Origin of the sequence: Aquabacter sp. L1I39, assembly GCF_017742835.1 — a bacterium.
Classification (GTDB): Bacteria; Pseudomonadota; Alphaproteobacteria; order Rhizobiales; family Xanthobacteraceae; genus L1I39.
This window is the reverse complement of the sequence record NZ_CP072392.1, coordinates 418,237-436,101: the sequence shown is the minus strand read 5'-3', so window position 1 is coordinate 436,101 and position 17,865 is coordinate 418,237. Positions and strand designations below refer to the sequence as shown.

Sequence of the window (17,865 nt, the reverse complement as noted above, 5' to 3'; positions counted from 1 at the left end):
GGCTCAGTCGAAGACGCGGCGGTCCACATTCTCCCGCACGGTGCCGCCGGTCGCGGCACCGGCGGCCAAGTGCCCTTTTCGGAATGCGGCGGGCGTCTGGCCATGGCTGGCCTTGAAGGCCCGCCCGAAATGGGAGGCATCGGCAAAGCCCAGCTCCGCCGCCACCTGGGCGACGGAGAGGGCAGTATTCTGGAGCATCCAGCGCCCGTGGCGCAGGCGCAGGGCCAGATAGGCCGCCTGCGGGCTATCCCCCATGGCCTCGCCGAACAGGCGCTCCAATTGCCGCGCGCCAAGTCCCAGGCGTCCGGCAAGCTCGGCGATGGGCAGCGGCTCGGCCAGATTCTGCTCCATCAGCAGCAGGGCCCGTGAGACCCGGCTGTCATCGCTCGGCACGGTGCCGAGCGGGACGGGCTGGGCGCTTTCCTCCGATCGGGGGCGATCGATGAGCAGGATGTTCAGCGCCTTCTGCGCCGCCGCCGCGCCCAGATGATCCTGCACCAGCCGCGCGGCCAGATCGGCCACCCCGGTGCCGCCCGGACAGGTGATGCGATCACCATCCCTCACGAACAGCCGGTCCGCCACCGGCACCAGGGCGGGGAACTCCTCCAGGAAATCCCGGTAGTGATACCAACTCACGCAGCATTTGCGTCCCGCCATCAGGCCCAGGCGGCACAGCACGAAGCTACCCGTGCACACCCCCACCAGCTTCACCCCCGCCTGCGCGGCACGGGCCAGATAGGCACCGATCTCCGGCGGCAGAGGCGGCATGCCGTGCAGGAGCCCGCCGACCACCACCACATAGTCGAACGCCGCGGGATCCGTGAGGTCGGAGGTCGGCTGAATCTCGATGCCGCAGGACGAGCGGGCGGGCAGTCGGCGCGGGCTCATCACCTGCCAGGCGCATTCAATGGGGCGCGAGCGGTCGCCCTCGTCGGCGGCGAGGCGCAGCACGTCTACGAAGGTGGAGAAGGCGGTGAGGGTGAAGTTGTGCATCAGCACGAAGCCCACCCTGAGCTTTGCACGGGGCGGAGGTCGGGAGGCCACCCCTCCCCTTGCCGGCTGAGAATGTCGCATTTGTTCCAGACCATAGTCGCGCCGATGCAAGATGGAAAGGCGCCACAGGCCCATTGTGCCCTCACACTCGATCCGGCCGAGGTGGCTGATGCGTTCCTTTTCCCTGTTCTCGCTCCTGAAGGAGACGGCCAACGCCCATAAGGGCTGGACGCCCCAATGGCGCGATCCCGAGCCCAAGGCGCAATACGACGCCATCATCGTAGGCGGCGGCGGCCATGGCCTTGGCGCGGCCTATTACCTGGCCAAGGAGCACGGCCTCACCAATGTGGCGGTGCTGGAAAAGGGATGGATCGGCGGCGGCAATTCGGGCCGCAATACCACCATCATCCGATCCAATTATCTTTATGACGAAAGCGCAGCCCTCTACGAGCACGCGCTGAAGCTGTGGGAGGGCCTCTCCGAGGACCTCAACTACAACGTCATGTATTCGGCCCGCGGCGTGCTCATGCTGGCCCATACCCAGCATGACGTGCAGAGCTTCAAGCGCCACGTCTATTCCAACCGCCTCAACGGCATCGACAATGAGTGGCTGACCCGCGAGCAGGTCAAGGAATTCTGCCCGCCGCTCAACATCTCCCCCGACATCCGCTACCCCATCGTGGGCGGCGCGCTCCAGCGGCGGGGCGGCTCGGCGCGGCATGATGCGGTGGTGTGGGGCTATGCCCGCGGCGCCGATGCGCGCGGCGTGGACATCATCCAGAATTGCGAGGTCACCGGCATCCTGCGCGGGCCCGATGGCGCGGTGACGGGGGTAGAGACGACGCGCGGCACCATCCGCTCCAAGCGCGTCGGCGTCTCGGCGGCAGGCCATACCAGCGTGCTCATGGCCATGGCCGGCGTGCGCATGCCGCTGGAGAGCTTCCCCCTTCAGGCGCTGGTGTCCGAGCCGGTGAAGCCGTGCTTCCCGTGCGTCGTCATGTCGAACGCGGTGCACGCCTACATCTCCCAGTCCGACAAGGGCGAATTGGTGATCGGCGCCGGCACGGACCAGTACACCTCCTATTCCCAGCAGGGCGGCCTGCACATCACCACCCACACGCTCGACGCCATCGTGGAGCTGCTGCCGCAATTCACGCGCATGAAGATGCTGCGTTCCTGGGGTGGCATCGTGGATGTGACGCCGGACCGCTCGCCCATCATCGGGCTGACCCCGGTGCCCGGCCTTTATGTGAATTGCGGCTGGGGCACGGGCGGGTTCAAGGCGACGCCGGGCTCGGCCCATGTGTTTGCCCACACCATTGCCACCGGCGCGCCCCACCCCATCAACGCCCCCTTCACCCTGGACCGGTTCCGCACCGGCCGCCTCATCGACGAGGCGGCGGCGGCGGCTGTGGCCCATTGAGGCTTTGCCATGCTGCTCGTGACCTGCCCCTATTGCGGCCCGCGCCCGGAAATCGAATTCCGCTGCGGTGGCGAGGCCCATATCGCCCGCCCCGCCGACCCCTCCGCGCTCGATGACGCGGCCTGGGCCGAATTCCTCTATGTGCGCTCCAACCCCAAGGGCCGCCATGCGGAACGCTGGCTCCATGCCCATGGCTGCGGCCGCTGGTTCAACGCCCTGCGCGACACCCATTCCGACGCCTTCATCGCCACCTATCCCATGGGCACGCCGCGCCCGGACCTGACCGGAGGGACGAAGTGATGGCCGAGACCAATCGCCTACCCGCCGGCGGCCGCATCGACCGCACCCGCAGGATCCGCCTGACCTTCAACGGTGCCGCGCTGGATGCGCGCTCCGGCGACACGGTGGCGTCCGCGCTCATCGCCAATGGCGTGAAGCTGGTGGGCCGCTCGTTCAAGTATCACCGCCCGCGCGGCATCCTCTCCCACGGCTCCGACGAGCCGAATGCGCTCCTGAACGTCAGCCGGGGGCCCGGCCGCTCCGATCCCAACAACCGCGCCACGGTGGTGGAAGCCACGGAAGGCCTCGCCCTCTCCACGCAGAACCACTGGCCTTCGCTCGAAACCGACATCGGCGCGGTGAACGACGTGCTGGCGCCGATCTTCGTGGCGGGCTTCTACTACAAGACCTTCATGTGGCCGGCCAAGGCCTGGCACAAGCTCTACGAGCCGGTCATCCGCGCCGCTGCCGGTCTTGGGGTCGCGCCCACCGAGCCCGATCCGGATCGCTATGTTCATCGCAACGCCCATTGCGACGTGCTCGTGGTCGGCGCCGGCCCAGCAGGACTTGCCGCCGCGCTGGCGGCCTCCGAGAGCGGCAAGCGCGTCATCCTCGCGGACGAGCAGGCGGAGATGGGCGGCACGCTGCTGCACGATTTGACGTCCACCATCGATGGGGTGCCCGCCTCGGCTTTCGTCGCGCAGGCTCTTGCCACCCTGGCGGCCCGCGAAAACGTGGTGCTCCTGCCGCGCACCACGGCATTCGGCTATTACAACCACAATCATGTGGTGCTGACCGAACGCGTCACAGATGCGCTCGCCAAGCCCGCCGCCAACCTGCCGCGCGAGCGGCTGTGGCAGGTGCGCGCCAAGGAGGTGGTGATCGCCACCGGCTCCCACGAGCGCCCGCTCGCCTTCGCCGACAATGACCGCCCCGGCATCATGCTGGCGGAAAGCATCCGGGTGTTCGTGAACCGCTATGCCGCCCTCCCCGGCCGGCGCGTCGTCATCGCCACCACCGGGGCGTCCGCCTACCAGGCCGCGCTGGATTGCAAGGCGGCCGGGCTCGACGTAACCGTCGTCGATCTGCGGGCCGAAGAGGCCTGCGGGCCGGAACTGGCCTCCGCCCGCGCTGCTGGCGTGGAGGTGCTGACGTCCCACACGGTGGTCGGCTCCACCGGCCGCAAGGCCGTGACGGGCCTCATCGTGGCGCCCGTCTCCGGCGGCACAGTGGGCGCGCGGCGCACGCTCGCCTGTGATGCCGTGGGCATGTCGGGCGGCTGGACGCCGGCCGTGCACCTGTTCTCCCAGTCACGCGGCAAGCTCGCCTTCGATCCGGCGCTCGACGCCTTCCTGCCCGGCACGCCGGTCCAGGCCAATTGTTCGGCCGGCGCCTGCCGGGGGCTCTACGACCTTTCCGCCTGCCTCGCCGATGGCTGGGCGGCAGGAGCAAAGGCCGCCGGCCTTTCGGGCACGCGGGACTTTTCGGCCCCCGCCTCCTTCACCGGCTTCCAGCCGGTGCGGGTGATGCCCACCGATGGGGAGCCGCGCAAGGTCCGCGCCTTTATCGACTTCCAGAACGACGTCACCGCCAAGGACGTGAAGCTCGCCGTGCAGGAGGGCTTCAAGAGCGTCGAGCATGTGAAGCGCTACACCACCACGGGCATGGCCACCGACCAGGGCAAGAGCTCGAACATGAATGCCCTGGGCATCATTTCTCAGACGCTCGGGAAAGACGTGCCGCAGGTGGGCACCACCACCTTCCGCCCGCCTTATACACCAGTGACCTTCGGCGCCATTGTCGGCCAGTCGCGCGGCGCGCTGTTCGATCCCATCCGCACCGCTCCGCTCCATGACTGGGCGGTGGCGCATGGCGCGCGGTTCGAGAACGTCGCCTTGTGGCGCCGCGCCTGGTACTTCGCCAAGCCCGGCGAGGACATGCATGCGGCCGTGCGGCGGGAATGCCGGGCCGTGCGCGAGGGGGTTGGCATCTTCGATGCGTCCACCCTCGGCAAGATCGAGGTGGTGGGGCCGGATGCGGCCGAGTTCATGAACCGCATCTATCCCAATGCCTGGCTGAAGCTGGAACCGGGCAAGTGCCGCTACGGCCTGATGCTGAAAGAGGACGGCTTCGTCTTCGATGACGGCGTGGTCGCCCGCATGGCGCCGGACCGCTTCCATGTCACCACCACCACCGGCGGGGCGCCCCGCGTCCTCTCGCACATGGAGGATTATCTCCAGACCGAGTGGCCGGACCTGAAGGTCTATCTCACCTCCACCACCGAACAGTGGGCGGTGATCGCCCTCCAGGGGCCCAAGGCCCGCGAGGTGCTGGCGCCGCTGGTTGATGATATCGACCTCTCGCCCGAAGCCTTCCCGCACATGAGCGTGCGCACGGGCCACATCCTGGGCGTGCCCACACGGCTCTTCCGCGTCTCCTTCACCGGCGAACTGGGCTTTGAAATCAATGTGCCCTCAGACCATGCCCGCGCGGTGTGGGAAGCCCTATGGGAGAAGGGGCAGGCCCACGGCATCACGCCCTACGGCACCGAGACCATGCATGTGCTGCGCGCGGAGCGCGGCTTCATCATTGTTGGCCAGGACACGGACGGCACGGTGACGCCGGACGATCTCGGCCTCGGCGGCATGGTGTCGAAGGTGAAGCCCGATTTCGTCGGCAAGCGCTCCTTGGTGCGCCCCGACATGCTGCGGGCGGATCGCAAGCAATTGGTGGGGCTTCTCACCGACGATCCCAAGACCGTTTTGGACGAAGGCGCGCAGATCGTTGAGGACACCAACCAGCCTTTGCCCATGACCATGATCGGCCATGTGACCTCCTCCTATTGGAGCGATGCCTGCGGGCGGTCCATCGCACTGGCGCTGGTCTCCGGCGGGCGGGCGCGCAAGGGCACGCGCCTTCATGTGACGATGCCCACCGGCTTTGCCACCGTGCAGGTGGTGGACCCTGTCTTCTTCGATGCCAAGGGCACGCGCGTGAACGGCACGCCGCAGCCCGCAGCCGCTGCGTGAGGAGCACAAACCATGGCCCCAATCTCCTCCCTTGCCGCCCGTACACCCGCCCTCGCGCCCGGACGGCTCGCCTTGCTCGCCCCCGCCAGCATCGCCCCCCTGCCCCCGGCGGCGCGCTATGTGCTGCGAGTCGATCCGGAGCGCGTCGCCGGTATCGGCCTGACCGGCGGCTTCGATCTGTCTGGCCCGATCAATTCCTGCCGGTCCACCGATGCGGGCCTTGCCGCCCGCCTCGGCCCCGACGAATGGCTGCTGATCGCCCGCGATGCGGACGAGGCCGCCGGCCGCGCCGTCGCCGACGCCTTTTCCGGCACCCATCATTCCCTGGTGGAGGCGGGCCATCGCAATGTGGGCATCGCGGTCGCGGGGGCGCAGGCCACCGCCGTGCTCAATGCCGGCTGCGCGCTGGATCTGTCAGACGCGGCCTTCCCGGCGGGCTCGGCCACCCGCACCTTGCTGGGCAAGGCGGAAATCGTCCTGATCCGTCCGGGCACCGAGCACATCTATCGCGTGGAGTGCTGGCGTTCCTTCGCCAATTATGTGCACGGTTTCCTCACTGAGGCCGCATTGGAATTCCAGGCGAGCTGACCGCCTTCTCCTCCCCCCGCCCGGAAACGCCATGATCTCCGTGTTCGACCTGTTCAAGATCGGCATTGGCCCCTCCTCCTCCCACACGGTGGGACCCATGGTGGCTGGGCGGCGCTTCCGCGAGGCGATGCCGGAGGGCACGGCGCGGGTAAAGGCGGAGCTGTTCGGCTCGCTGGCCTGGACCGGCAAGGGACATGCCTCCGATCAGGCCATTTGCCTTGGCCTCCTGGGCTGCGTGCCCGCGACGCTTGATCCGGACGCGGTGCCGGCGCTGGTGGCGCGGCTCGACATTGAGAAGTCGTTCGCCCTACCCGGCGGCCAGCGTGTCGCCTTCGATCCTGAGAAGGACCTTGTCTTCGATTTCGAGACACTGATGCCCTTCCACACCAATGCCATGCGCTTTCGCGCCCTCGATGGCGCGGGCGGAGTGCTTGAGGAGCAGGTCTATTATTCCATCGGCGGCGGCTTCGTGGTGCGCGAGGGGGAGAGCGCGGAAGCAGAGGCAAAGCCCGTCCCCTATCCCTTCGCCAATTCCCGCACGCTTCTGACCCGCTGCGCCCAGGCGGACCTTACCCCCGCCGAATTGCAGATGGCCAATGAATGCGCCCTGCGCCCCCGCGCCGAGGTGGAAGCGGGCCTTGATGCGCTCGCCGCCACCATGTTCGCCTGCATCGACCGGGGCCTTGCCCGCGACGGGGTTCTGCCCGGCCGGCTGAAGGTGCGCCGGCGCGCCAAGTCCATCCGCGAGCGGCTGGAGGCCAGCGCCGGCGACAATGCCCGCGCCCCCCACGAGGTGATGGACTGGGTCTCCGTCTTCGCCATCGCGGTGAACGAGGAAAACGCCTCCGGCGGACGGGTGGTGACCGCGCCCACCAATGGTGCGGCGGGCATCGTGCCGGCGGTGCTGCGCTATGCGCGGGATTTCTGCCCCGGAGTGGGTCCCGAGCAGATTCGCGCCTTCCTGCTCACCGCCGCCGCCATCGGCGCGCTCATCAAGACCAATGCCTCCATCTCCGGCGCCGAGGTGGGCTGCCAGGGCGAGGTGGGCTCAGCCGCCTCCATGGCCGCCGCGGGACTTGCGGCAGCGTTGGGGGCGAGCCCGGCTCAGATCGAGAATGCCGCAGAGATCGCCATGGAGCATCATCTGGGTATGACCTGCGATCCCATTGGCGGGCTGGTCCAGATCCCCTGCATCGAGCGCAATGCCTTCGGCGCCAACAAGGCGATTGCCGCCGCCTCCCTCGCCATGCGGGGCGACGGCACCCATTTCGTGTCGCTGGACCAGGTCATCGAGACCATGCGCCAGACCGGCCTCGACATGCAGTCCAAGTATAAGGAGACGTCCCAGGGCGGCCTCGCCGTGAACGTCCCCGAATGCTGACCGGCTAGCGGCGCAGCCGCAGCCTTCTTCCCCATCCTGACCTGCCCAGCCGCCGGCCTTCCGGCGGAACGCCCCTGCTCATCCAGAAGAGAGGAACGCATGCATGACCGCCCTTGCCCCCTCCTTGTCGCCCGCCCCCGTGGCGTCCCCTGCCCTGGGCATGCCCGGCGCGGATGCGGCCGTGTTCGGCGCCATCGCCGCGGAGCTTCACCGCCAGCGCGACCAGATCGAGCTCATCGCCTCCGAGAACATCGTCTCGGAAGCAGTGCTGGCGGCGCAGGGCTGCGTCTTCACCAACAAATATGCCGAGGGCTATCCGGGCCGGCGCTATTATGGCGGCTGCGAGCATGCGGACGTGGTCGAGCAGATCGCCATTGACCGCGCCAAGGCCCTGTTCGGCTGCGCCTTCGCCAATGTGCAGCCCCATTCGGGGGCGCAGGCCAATGGCGCGGTGCTGATGGCCCTGCTCCAGCCGGGCGATTGCATTCTCGGCATGTCGCTGGCAGCCGGCGGCCACCTCACCCATGGTGCCCCGCCCACCCTCTCCGGCAAGTGGTTCAAGGCTGTGGGCTACGGCGTCAGCCGCGAGACCGCGCTCATCGACTATGGCGAGGTGGAGCGTCTCGCCCTGGAGCATCAACCGAAGCTCATCATCGCGGGTGGATCGTCCTATCCGCGAATCATCGATTTCGCCCGTTTCCGCGCCATCGCCGATCAGGTGGGCGCGACGCTCATGGTGGATGCGGCCCATTATGCGGGGCTGATCGTGGCGGGCGCCTATCCCTCGCCCTTCCCGCACGCCCACATCGTCACCTCCACCACCCACAAGACCCTGCGCGGCCCGCGCGGCGGCCTCATCCTCACCAATGACGAGGCATTGGCGAAGAAGATCAATTCGGCCGTCTTCCCCGGCCTCCAGGGCGGCCCGCTCATGCATGTGATCGCGGCCAAGGCGGTGGCGTTCGGCGAGGCGCTGGACGACAGCTTCCGCACCTATGCCCTTCAGGTGGTCTCCAATGCCCGTGCGCTCGCCGCCCGGCTGGTGGAGCGGGGCGCGGCCATCGTCTCCGGCGGCACGGACAGCCACATCGTGCTGGTGGACCTGCGGCCCTTCGGCGTTACCGGCAAGGCCGCCGAGGCCGCTCTGGAGCACGCGGGCCTGACCTGCAACAAGAACGGCATTCCCTTCGATCCGGAAAAGCCGGCGGTCACCTCTGGCATCCGTCTGGGCACGCCCGCTGGCACCACGCGCGGCTTCGGCATCACCGAGTTCGAGACCGTGGGCGACCTCATCGCCGACGTGCTCCGGGGGCTTGCCGCCAATGGCGCTGAGGGTAATGGCGCGGTGGAATGCGCGGTGCGCGGCAAGGTGGAGGCGCTCTGCCACCGCTTCCCGCTCTATCAGGGCCTGTAACGAAAAAGGGGAGCGCAACACCTGCGCTCCCCTTCCCTGATTCGTTGCGCGCCGCGCTCAGGCGATGCGCTTCAGCCCGTCGAGGCCTGCCACCAGTTCGGCGACAGAGGGCAGCTCCACCCGGGCGCCGGTGGGGCTGATGAGGCCGCGGGCGCCGGACAGGGTGCCGGGCTTCAGTTCCAGGCCAAGCAGCCGGTCGCGCTCATAGGCGCCGGGCATCCAGAGCTGCCCGGTCAGCGCGCTGGAAAAGCCGAAGCGCGCATAATAAGGCGCATCGCCCACCAGCAGGATGGCGCCGTGGCCGAGGCGGGTCGCCTCCGCAATGGCGACGCGCATCATCTCGGCGCCAAGTCCCACGGACCGGAACCAGGGATGCACCGCCAGCGGGCCCAGCAGCAGCGCCGGGCAGCCCGGGCCAGCGGTGACGTTCCACAGGCGCACGGTGGCCGCCAGGCGGCCATCGGGACCATGGGCGACAAAGGAGAGACCATCGGCCGGCAGCCGGCCCTCGCGGATACGCTCGGACGACTTCTCAAACCGGGCCGGCATGATGAGGTCCAGCAGGGCCTCGCGCGCGGCGACCTCTTCCAGTTTTTCAGCGACAATGTCAGTCATCGGCACCTCCTGTGCCACAACCGAAGGCCGAAAGACGCCGACCCGGCCGGGCGCATGCCCGGCTTGCATGGCGCCATCAAGGCGCCGGGATCGGTGCGGAAGGCGTGATCGTCAGATCACGTAGGACTTCAGCGGCGGGAAGCCGTTGAAGGCCACGGCCGAATAGGTCGTGGTGTAGGCGCCGCAAGCCTCGATGAGGATCTTGTCGCCGATAGCGAGCGACACCGGCAGGTGCACCGGGGTCTTTTCATACATCACGTCCGCCGAATCGCAGGTCGGGCCGGCGAGCACGCAGGGCGCGGTATCGTCGCCGTCACGCGGGGTGCGCAGCGGGTAGCGGATGGCCTCGTCCATGGTCTCGGCGAGGCCACCGAACTTGCCGATGTCCAGATAGACCCAGCGCAGGGCCTCGGCTTCGGACTTCTTCGAGATCAGGACCACTTCGGTCTCGATCAGGCCGGCATTGCCCACCATGCCGCGACCGGGCTCCATGATGGTCTCGGGGATGGAATTGCCGAAGTGACGTCGGAGCGAATCAAAGATGGCCTCGCCATAGGCGGCGGCGGCCGGCACGTCCTGCAGGTAACGGGTGGGGAAGCCGCCACCCAGGTTCACCATGGACAGGGTGATGCCACGCAGGGCGCAGTCCTGGAAGATGCCGGCGGCAGAGGCCAGCGCCTGGTCCCAGGCATGCACATTCTTCTGCTGCGAGCCCACATGGAAGGACACGCCATAGGCCTGGAGCCCCAGGCGATGGGCATGCTCCAGCACGTCCGCGGCCATTTCAGGCTCGCAGCCGAACTTGCGGGACAGCGGCCACTCGGCACCGGCACCGTCGCACAGGATGCGGCAGAACACCTTGGCGCCGGGCGCGACGCGGGCGATCTTTTCCACTTCCTCGTACGAATCCACCGCGAACAGGCGCACGCCGATCTTGTAGGCGCGCTCGATGTCGCGCTCCTTCTTGATGGTGTTGCCGAAGGAGATGCGGTCGGGGCTGGCGCCGGCGGCGAGCACCATCTCGATTTCGCCCACGGAGGCGGTGTCGAAGCACGAGCCGAGCTCCGCCAGCGCCTGCAGGATGGCGGCGTCGGGATTGGCCTTCACGGCATAAAAGACGCGGGTGTCCGGCAGGGCGCGGGAGAAGGCGGCGTAATTGGCGCGCACCACGTCCAGATCCACCACCACGCAGGGACCGTCTTCGTGACGGGTCTTGAGAAATTCGCGGATGCGATTGGTCATGGAAACCTCCCCGTGACCTGAAGCCTCGTGAAGCGCGGTTCCCCGCGCGACGACAGGACGGACAGGCACCTGCCTGTCCGGGGCACGCACCCGTGGGGGAAGCGCGGTGTGGACGCGCACTCCTCCCGACGGGCCATACCCGCTTCGCCGGTCGCAAACCGGCCGCATCATCGCGCCGAACGGCATCCCTTCGCTCGGCTCGTCGACAGACGAACGCGAGGCGTTAGAGAGATGCGCGCGCTTGGAGAGGGGAAGTCCCGCTCCGCACGGCCGGCAAGATGTAGTGCCTCTTCAGTAACGCCGACCTTTGGAGGGCCGACTGAGACCAAAAAAGCCCGCTACGTCGTTGCTTCAAGTCACGTCCCCCGCGTGAGGAGCGGGGTGGGCCGGTTCCCTCCGGCTATCGGTCGTCCTGGTAGCTTTCCGGCCTCTTGTCCGGACTTCCACCGACCGACACGCGACCACAGGCACGTGCGAAATTGGGCAAGCGGGGATTTAGGAGAATTCGCCCGCCTTCGCAAGCGGCAATTTGATGAATTTTGATCCACATTGGTGCCACTTTTCCGGGACGCCCGGCAAAGGCAGAGGCAGCCCAGATCGCTGCTTCCCGACGCTGCCGCCAGGCTTGCGTGCCCCGCGCCGGATCGCCGCGTCGCGGACAAGTGCTCTTGATTGGTATCAATACAAGGAGCAAGGTGTCGTCCTAAAGTGAGAATGAAGAGGATTCCTCCGCGACCTCGTCCCCCCGCAGGATTCGGAATGACCTACGACCACTTCTTCGCTGACGCCGTCGACGCCCTGCGCCGGGAGCGCCGCTACCGCACCTTCGCGGAAATCGAACGCGATGCGAGCCGCTTTCCCCGCGCGCTATGGCACTCGGCCGGAGGCCCCCGCGAGATCGTGGTGTGGTGCTCAAACGACTATCTGGGAATGGGCCGCCATCCGTCGGTGATCGAGGCCATGCGCGAGGCAGCCTCGCTGCGCGGCGCCGGCGCGGGCGGAACCCGCAACATTTCCGGCAACAGCCACGAAATCGTGATGTTGGAGCGCGAGCTGGCGGATCTTCACGGCAAGGAGCAGGGGCTGGTCTTCACCTCCGGCTATGTCTCCAACGCCACCGGCATCTCCACCATCGTCAAGCTGATCCCCGACTGCGTGGTGATCTCCGACGAGCTCAACCACAATTCCATGATCGAGGGCGTGCGCCAGGGCGGCCGGCAGAAGGCCATCTTCCGCCATAACGACCTCGCCCATCTGGAAGAGCTGCTCCAGGCCGCCGGCAACCGCCCCAAGGTGGTGGTGTTCGAGAGCGTCTATTCCATGGACGGCGACATCGCCCCCATCGCCGCCATCTGTGATCTGGCCGAGCGCTACGGCGCAATGACCTATCTGGACGAGGTGCACGCTGTCGGCATGTATGGCCCGCGCGGGGCCGGCGTCGCCGAACGTGACGGCGTCATGCACCGCGTCGACGTGATCGAGGGCACGCTGGGCAAGGCCTTCGGCGTGGTCGGCGGCTATCTCACCGGCAAGCGCGTGGTGATGGATGCCGTGCGCTCCTATGCCCCCGGTTTCATCTTCACCACCGCCCTCCCCCCGGCGGTCGCCGCGGCCGCCACCGCTTCCATCCGTCACCTCAAGGTCTCCCAGGCCGAGCGCGACGGGCAGCGGGCGCAGGTCTCCAAGGTCAAGGCAGCCCTGGCCGCCGCCGGCCTGCCGCAGATGGACACCCCCACCCATATCGTCCCGGTGATGGTGGGCGATGCCAAGGCCTGCAAGGCGGCGAGCGACGTTCTGCTCGCCGAGCACGGCATCTATATCCAGCCCATCAACTATCCCACCGTGCCGCGCGGCACCGAGCGCCTGCGCATCACGCCCACCCCCTTCCACACGGACCGGATGATCAACCATCTGGCCGAATCGCTCTGCGATGTGTGGTCCCGCCTCGATTTGCCCCGGGTGGTGCGCACGCCCCAGCCGCTGCGCGCCGCCGTCGGCGCGGCTGCTCCGGCGCCGATCCCGGTGCCCATGGCGGGTGGCTGAGCGCCCTCATTCTTCACGCAAAAGGCCGGGATGCCCCTCGCATCCCGGCCTTTTTTGTTGGCAAGCTCTCGTCGCGCGCCCTGCACCCGAAGATTCGGGGCGCCAGAGGCATCCTCCCGCGCACATCCCGGAGCGGCCCCTGCGCCGAACACTCGCTCGGTCCGTGTCGCCAGATGCAGCGTCGACGACGTGCCTGGCAGGGTGGCGCTTCAAGGGCGGGCGCCCCCTCCCCTCTCTTACCCCTTCCGTGCGAATGGAGATGTCCGATGAGCCATGTTCTCTGGCAAGGCGCCGCCCACCCCGCTCCGATCGCCCTCTTTCGTGATGCCACCGAGGTCCTGCTCAGCGTGGCCGAACAGCGCCACGCGGACGATCCGTCGGCCCTTGAGGCACCGGTGCGCCGTTTTGTGAGGGACGCGGACGAAGCCCATGCCATCGCCTTCGACGGGCCAGAGCCCCTCGTGGCCATGAGCCTCGACGATGTCCTAGACTGTCATCGCGCATCACATCCCGCGGCCTCGGACCTGGTCATCATCGCCGGCATCCACCGGGGTTTCCTGTCCCTGGCGGCCCGTCCCGGCCTTGCCGCGCTGTCGGACCTCAAGGGCAGGCGTGTGGCGGTGGACACGGACACCGGCTATGCGAGCGCCCTGTTCCATATCTTGCGCCGGGACGGCCTGGAGCGCGATCGGGACTATGAGGTGGTCTATGCCGGCGCCACCAATCTGCGCTTTGAAAAGCTGCTGGCCGGTGAGTTCGACGCCACGCTGCTGGGTGCCCCCTATACCGACCTCGTCCAACAGGCGGGCTTCGGCCTGCTCGGTAAGGTCGCGGACGCGCTCGGAGGGTATCAGGCCATCGTCCTGGCCGCCCGGCGCCCCTGGCTCGCTCTGCCTGGCAACGAGGAGGCCGCAGGAAGGACGGTCGCGGCGATCACGCAAACCCTCGCCTTCGCCTGCGACCCCACGAACCGGGTGCGCGTCACCCGCATGGTCCAGCCGGCATTGCCGGGGCTCAATGCCCCGGCCGCCGCAGCGGTGGCCGAGGGACTGTTCGGCTCACAAAGCGACTTCCTCCGGGACGGCCGGATGCGGGATGCCGACATCGAGGTGGTGCTCGACCTTTTCGACCGCTCACGTGGGGCGCGGCTCACGCTGGCGGACGTGCACCGGCTGACGGACACGCGGCTCCTGCCACCGGCGGAAATCGCGCCCGGCGCGAACCGCTAGCTCAGGCCTTGCCCGACCAGGGCTGGGCTTGCCACAGGGCCCGGAACTTGGCGTCGGCGACCGCGAGGCGCTCGCGCCATTGGGGGCCGGGCAGGTAGTCTTCCTGGGTGTACTGGCTCTCGATCTTGGCCAGGAAGTCGGGATTCTTCATGATCCTGGCTGTAGTTTCGGTGAGCTTGGCCATCACATCGGCCGGCAGGCCCTTGGGGGCGACGATGCCCCGCTCTGAGCCCATCTCCACGTTCACGCCCTGCTCCTTGAAGGTGGGCACGTCCGGCGCGAAGCGCGAGCGGGTGGCGCCGCCCTGGGCGATCATGCGCAGCTGGGTCTGGAAGGGCGCGACCTCCCCCACATTCAGGCCGGCCACCGTCACCTGCCCGCCGAGCACCGCCGTGCGCATGGGGCCGGCGCCCTGGAAGGGCACATGGTTCAGCTTCACGCCCGTGGCCTGCTCGAACAGGACCAGGCACAGATGGTCGTCGGTCCCGATGCCGGTGGAGCCGAAGGTAACGCCGCCGGGATCCTTCTTGGCCGCTTCGACGAGGTCCTTCAGCGTCTTGATGGGACTGTCCGGTTGCACCGAGAAAGCGGAGGGGTCCGAGACGAGGTTAGCCACATAGTCGAAGTCGGACAGCTGGAACTTGGTCTGCCGCTCAATGGGCAAGGTGACGAGGCCCGGCATGTTGGTGACGCCGAGCGTGTAGCCATCGGGCTTGGCACGGGCGACGCCGGCGAGCGCGATCTCGCCCGAGGCGCCCGGCTTGTTGACGACGATGACCTGCCCGCCCAGTTCGGTGGAGAGGAAGCCGGCGAAGGTCCGGGCGGTCACATCCGTGCCGCCGCCTGGCGCAAAGCCCACCACCAGTTCCACCGGACGGCTCGGGAAGGTATCGGCGCGCAGCACGGCGGGCGCCGCGACTAGCCCGGCGGCCAGGCCGGCAGCTGTACCCATGAAGCGCCGGCGAGAGAGAGAGATGTCCATGGTGTCCTCCAGATTATGTTTATTCGGAAAGGGGATAGAACGGCGCGCGGTCGCTCACTCCGCCGCCTCGGCGGTGATGCCGTCGCGCCAGGCGATGAGGCGGCGGATGCCCTCGCGCATGGTCACTTCCGGCTTCCAGCCGATAACGCGCTCCGCCTCCTCATGGGCGATGCGGAAGGCGCCACCGGTGGTCAGGCGCACCTTTCCGGGCTCGGGCTCCACATGCTCCGGCGCGATGGGAATGCCGGCCACCTCGGCCACCAGATTGACCAGTTCCAGCGTGGTCACGGGCGCGGGGCCGGAAAGGTTCACCGCCACGTCGGTCGCGGGCGAAGCGAGCGCGGCCGCATTGGCGCGGGCCACATCGCCCACATAGACGAAATGCTTGGTCTCGGACCCGTCGCCCAGCACGCGGGGGGCGAGGCCCTTCTTCAGCCGGTCATGGGTCTCGATGATGTAGAGCGCATTGGCGGCGCGATAATGCTGGCGCTCCCCATAGACGGTGGAATAGCGCAGGATCACATAATCAAGGCCATAGCGGCGGAAGGCATCGCGGCAGAGCTGCTCGCCGATGATCTTGGAAGCACCATAGAGCACTGCCGCCGGCGGCGCGCCGGCCGAGTGGAACGGCGTCTTCTCCACCAGTTCGCCCGCCACCCCCGGCCCGTAGCCATAGACCGCATTGGAGGAGGCAAAGACCAGCTTGCGCACGCCATTGGCGCAGCAGGCGGCGATCACGTTGCGCACGCCGTCAATGTTCACCTGCAGGCCCACATCCGGGTCGCGGTCCATGGAGATGGTCATCATGGCGGCAAGATGGATCACGCCGTCCACATTGCGGATGGCGCGCAGGAGCTGCGGCAGGCGGGTGATGTCCGCCGTCTCGATGCGCACGCGCGGATTGCCCTCCAGGTGCGCGATGGTCTCGCGGGCGCCGAAGGAGAAATTGTCCAGGATCACCACCTCGGCGGCGCCCTGGGCGAGCAGCAAATCGGCGGTGGTGGAGCCCACCAGGCTGGCGCCGCCCACGATCAGGAAGCGGCCGCCAGCAATGGCGAGGGCGGGGGTGCGTTCGGTCGAAGTCATGGCGTTTCCGTCAGCGTGCGATGGACAGGGGATTTTCGTGGAGGCCAAGGAAGATGCTCTTCACCTGGCCGTAGAGGCGCAGCCCCTCAATGCCCTTCTCGCGGCCGATGCCGCTGGCCTTGAAGCCACCGAAGGGCGAGGAGATGTGGGACTGCTTGTAGGTGTTGATCCAGACCGAGCCAGCTTCCAAGGCCCGGCCGACGCGCCAGGCGCGCTTGAAGCTCTCGCTCCAGATGCCGCAGGCCAAGCCAAAGGCGGTGCCGTTGGCCTTCTCGATGAGGTCCGCTTCGTCCTTGAATGGCAGGGCGACGAGGACCGGACCGAAGATCTCTTCCTGACAGAGCATCGCATCAGGGCCGAGGCCCTCGATGACGGTGGGCAGGTAATAGGCGCCGCCGTCATAGGCGGGTCCCGTGGGGATGGCGCCGCCCGCCAGCACCGTGCCGCCCTGAGCCAAGCCCCGTGCCACATGGGCCGCCACCTTGTCGCGATGATGGAAGGAGGCGAGCGGCCCCACCTCCACCTCCGGGGCATCGGGCGCGCGCACACGAACTGCACTGGCGCGGGCGGCGACGCGGTCCACCACTTCGCGATAGACGCTCTCTTCCACGAACAGGCGCGAGCCGGCGACACAGCTCTGGCCGGCCGAACCGAAGATGCCGGCCGCCACCGCCGCCACCGCATGGTCGAGATCGGCGTCCGCGAACACCACGTGAGGCGACTTGCCGCCCAGTTCCAGCGCCACGGGCGCGAGGCGCTCGCCCGCCACCTTGCCGATGGCGCGGCCCGTGACCGTGCCGCCGGTAAAGGAGATCATCCGCACACCGGGATGGGCGACCAGCGCCGCGCCCACCGTCTCCCCCCGCCCCTGCACCACCTGGAGCTGGCCCTCCGGCAGGCCGGCTTCCAGGCAGATGCGCGCCAGTTCCGGCGCGAGCAAGGGCGTGTCCTCGGAGGGCTTCAGGAGCACGGCATTGCCCGCCGCCAGAGCGGGGGCGATCTTGCCGGCCTCGTTCATGATGGGGGAGTTCCAGGGGGTGATGCAGAGCACCACGCCATAGGGCTCCACCACGGTCATGGCCACATACTCGCCACGCGAGGGCTGGACCTCAGTCTCCATGGTCTCAACCACGCCCGCATAATAGCGGAAGGCGCCGGCGGCCGAGTCCACCATGCCCCGGCACTCGGCCAGCGGCTTGCCGCTGTCGCGCATCTGGAGCTGGGCCAGGCTCTCCTTCTCGGCCGCGATGCGGCGGGCGATCTCCTGCATCACCAGCGCCTTGCGCTGGGGCGCCAGCGCCCGCCAGGGCGAGGTGCGATAGGCCTGCCAGGCCCGCTCCACGATCCCGTCAATGGCATCGAGCGGCGTTGCAGCCACCGTCCCGACAATGCGGCCGTTGGCGGGATCGATGGAGACGATCTCCTCCTGCGGCGGCGTGATGGCCCGTGCGCTCACTGGCATCGGTGCTTCCTCCTGAATTGCGCCGGCACGCTAGACGCGCGTCGCCCTTGGCTGCCAGGGGGTAGATGCCGATGATCCGCTCGATGATATTATTGATAA

At 68.0% G+C, this 17,865-nt stretch carries 14 protein-coding genes; 8 read left to right on the top strand and 6 right to left on the bottom strand.

Features of this window, described 5'->3' with window-relative positions; all coding sequences use genetic code 11:
• Window positions 1-3: 3 nt before the first annotated feature.
• A complete protein-coding gene (locus tag J5J86_RS01960) occupies window positions 4-993 on the bottom strand; it encodes a GlxA family transcriptional regulator (RefSeq protein WP_342449171.1) in 990 nt (329 codons plus the stop codon).
• Between the two features lie 169 nt (window positions 994-1,162).
• Between J5J86_RS01960 and J5J86_RS01955 the strand changes: the two genes are divergently transcribed.
• From J5J86_RS01955 to glyA, 6 genes are all read left to right on the top strand, one after another.
• Complete coding sequence (locus tag J5J86_RS01955; protein WP_209103230.1) at window positions 1,163-2,416, top strand: sarcosine oxidase subunit beta family protein; 1,254 nt, start codon at window positions 1,163-1,165, stop codon at window positions 2,414-2,416.
• Window positions 2,417-2,425: 9 nt separating this feature from the next.
• Window positions 2,426-2,716 carry a sarcosine oxidase subunit delta gene (locus J5J86_RS01950; protein WP_209103229.1) on the top strand — a complete coding sequence of 97 codons (291 nt, stop codon included), beginning with the start codon at window positions 2,426-2,428 and terminating at the stop codon, window positions 2,714-2,716.
• On the top strand, window positions 2,716-5,724 hold the full coding sequence (locus J5J86_RS01945) for a sarcosine oxidase subunit alpha family protein (RefSeq protein WP_209103228.1): 3,009 nt from the start codon (window positions 2,716-2,718) through the stop codon (window positions 5,722-5,724). Before J5J86_RS01950 ends, J5J86_RS01945 begins: the two co-directional genes overlap by 1 nt.
• A gap of 12 nt (window positions 5,725-5,736) precedes the next feature.
• Entirely contained in the window at window positions 5,737-6,312 is a 576-nt protein-coding gene (locus tag J5J86_RS01940) for a sarcosine oxidase subunit gamma (protein ID WP_209103227.1), read from the top strand.
• A 31-nt stretch (window positions 6,313-6,343) separates the two neighbouring features.
• Complete coding sequence (locus tag J5J86_RS01935; protein WP_209103226.1) at window positions 6,344-7,693, top strand: L-serine ammonia-lyase; 1,350 nt, start codon at window positions 6,344-6,346, stop codon at window positions 7,691-7,693.
• A gap of 160 nt (window positions 7,694-7,853) precedes the next feature.
• Complete coding sequence (gene glyA / locus J5J86_RS01930) at window positions 7,854-9,107, top strand: serine hydroxymethyltransferase (RefSeq protein WP_209105180.1); 1,254 nt, start codon at window positions 7,854-7,856, stop codon at window positions 9,105-9,107.
• 57 nt (window positions 9,108-9,164) lie between these two features.
• Here the strand turns inward: glyA and J5J86_RS01925 are convergent, their stop codons facing one another.
• Window positions 9,165-9,722 carry a GNAT family N-acetyltransferase gene (locus J5J86_RS01925; protein WP_209103225.1) on the bottom strand — a complete coding sequence of 186 codons (558 nt, stop codon included), beginning with the start codon at window positions 9,720-9,722 and terminating at the stop codon, window positions 9,165-9,167.
• 111 nt (window positions 9,723-9,833) lie between these two features.
• Entirely contained in the window at window positions 9,834-10,964 is a 1,131-nt protein-coding gene (locus J5J86_RS01920; RefSeq protein WP_209103224.1) for a type III PLP-dependent enzyme, read from the bottom strand.
• Between the two features lie 759 nt (window positions 10,965-11,723).
• On the opposite strand from J5J86_RS01920, the gene hemA reads away from it, so the two are divergent.
• Both hemA and J5J86_RS01910 read left to right on the top strand, forming a co-directional pair.
• Window positions 11,724-13,007 carry a 5-aminolevulinate synthase gene (hemA, locus tag J5J86_RS01915; protein ID WP_209103223.1) on the top strand — a complete coding sequence of 428 codons (1,284 nt, stop codon included), beginning with the start codon at window positions 11,724-11,726 and terminating at the stop codon, window positions 13,005-13,007.
• 266 nt (window positions 13,008-13,273) lie between these two features.
• Window positions 13,274-14,236 (top strand): ABC transporter substrate-binding protein, encoded by a 963-nt coding sequence (locus J5J86_RS01910; RefSeq protein ID WP_209103222.1) that lies wholly within the window; start codon window positions 13,274-13,276, stop codon window positions 14,234-14,236.
• Window position 14,237: 1 nt separating this feature from the next.
• Here J5J86_RS01910 and J5J86_RS01905 read toward each other — a convergent pair whose 3' ends face one another.
• The 3 genes from J5J86_RS01905 to J5J86_RS01895 are packed head-to-tail and all read right to left on the bottom strand — an operon-like array spanning window position 14,238 to window position 17,766.
• Window positions 14,238-15,218: a tripartite tricarboxylate transporter substrate binding protein gene (locus tag J5J86_RS01905; RefSeq protein ID WP_209103221.1), complete on the bottom strand. Its 981-nt coding sequence runs from the start codon at window positions 15,216-15,218 to the stop codon at window positions 14,238-14,240.
• Between the two features lie 54 nt (window positions 15,219-15,272).
• A complete protein-coding gene (locus J5J86_RS01900) occupies window positions 15,273-16,304 on the bottom strand; it encodes an NAD-dependent epimerase/dehydratase family protein (RefSeq protein WP_209103220.1) in 1,032 nt (343 codons plus the stop codon).
• A gap of 10 nt (window positions 16,305-16,314) precedes the next feature.
• On the bottom strand, window positions 16,315-17,766 hold the full coding sequence (locus J5J86_RS01895) for an aldehyde dehydrogenase (protein WP_209103219.1): 1,452 nt from the start codon (window positions 17,764-17,766) through the stop codon (window positions 16,315-16,317).
• Window positions 17,767-17,865: the final 99 nt, after the last annotated feature.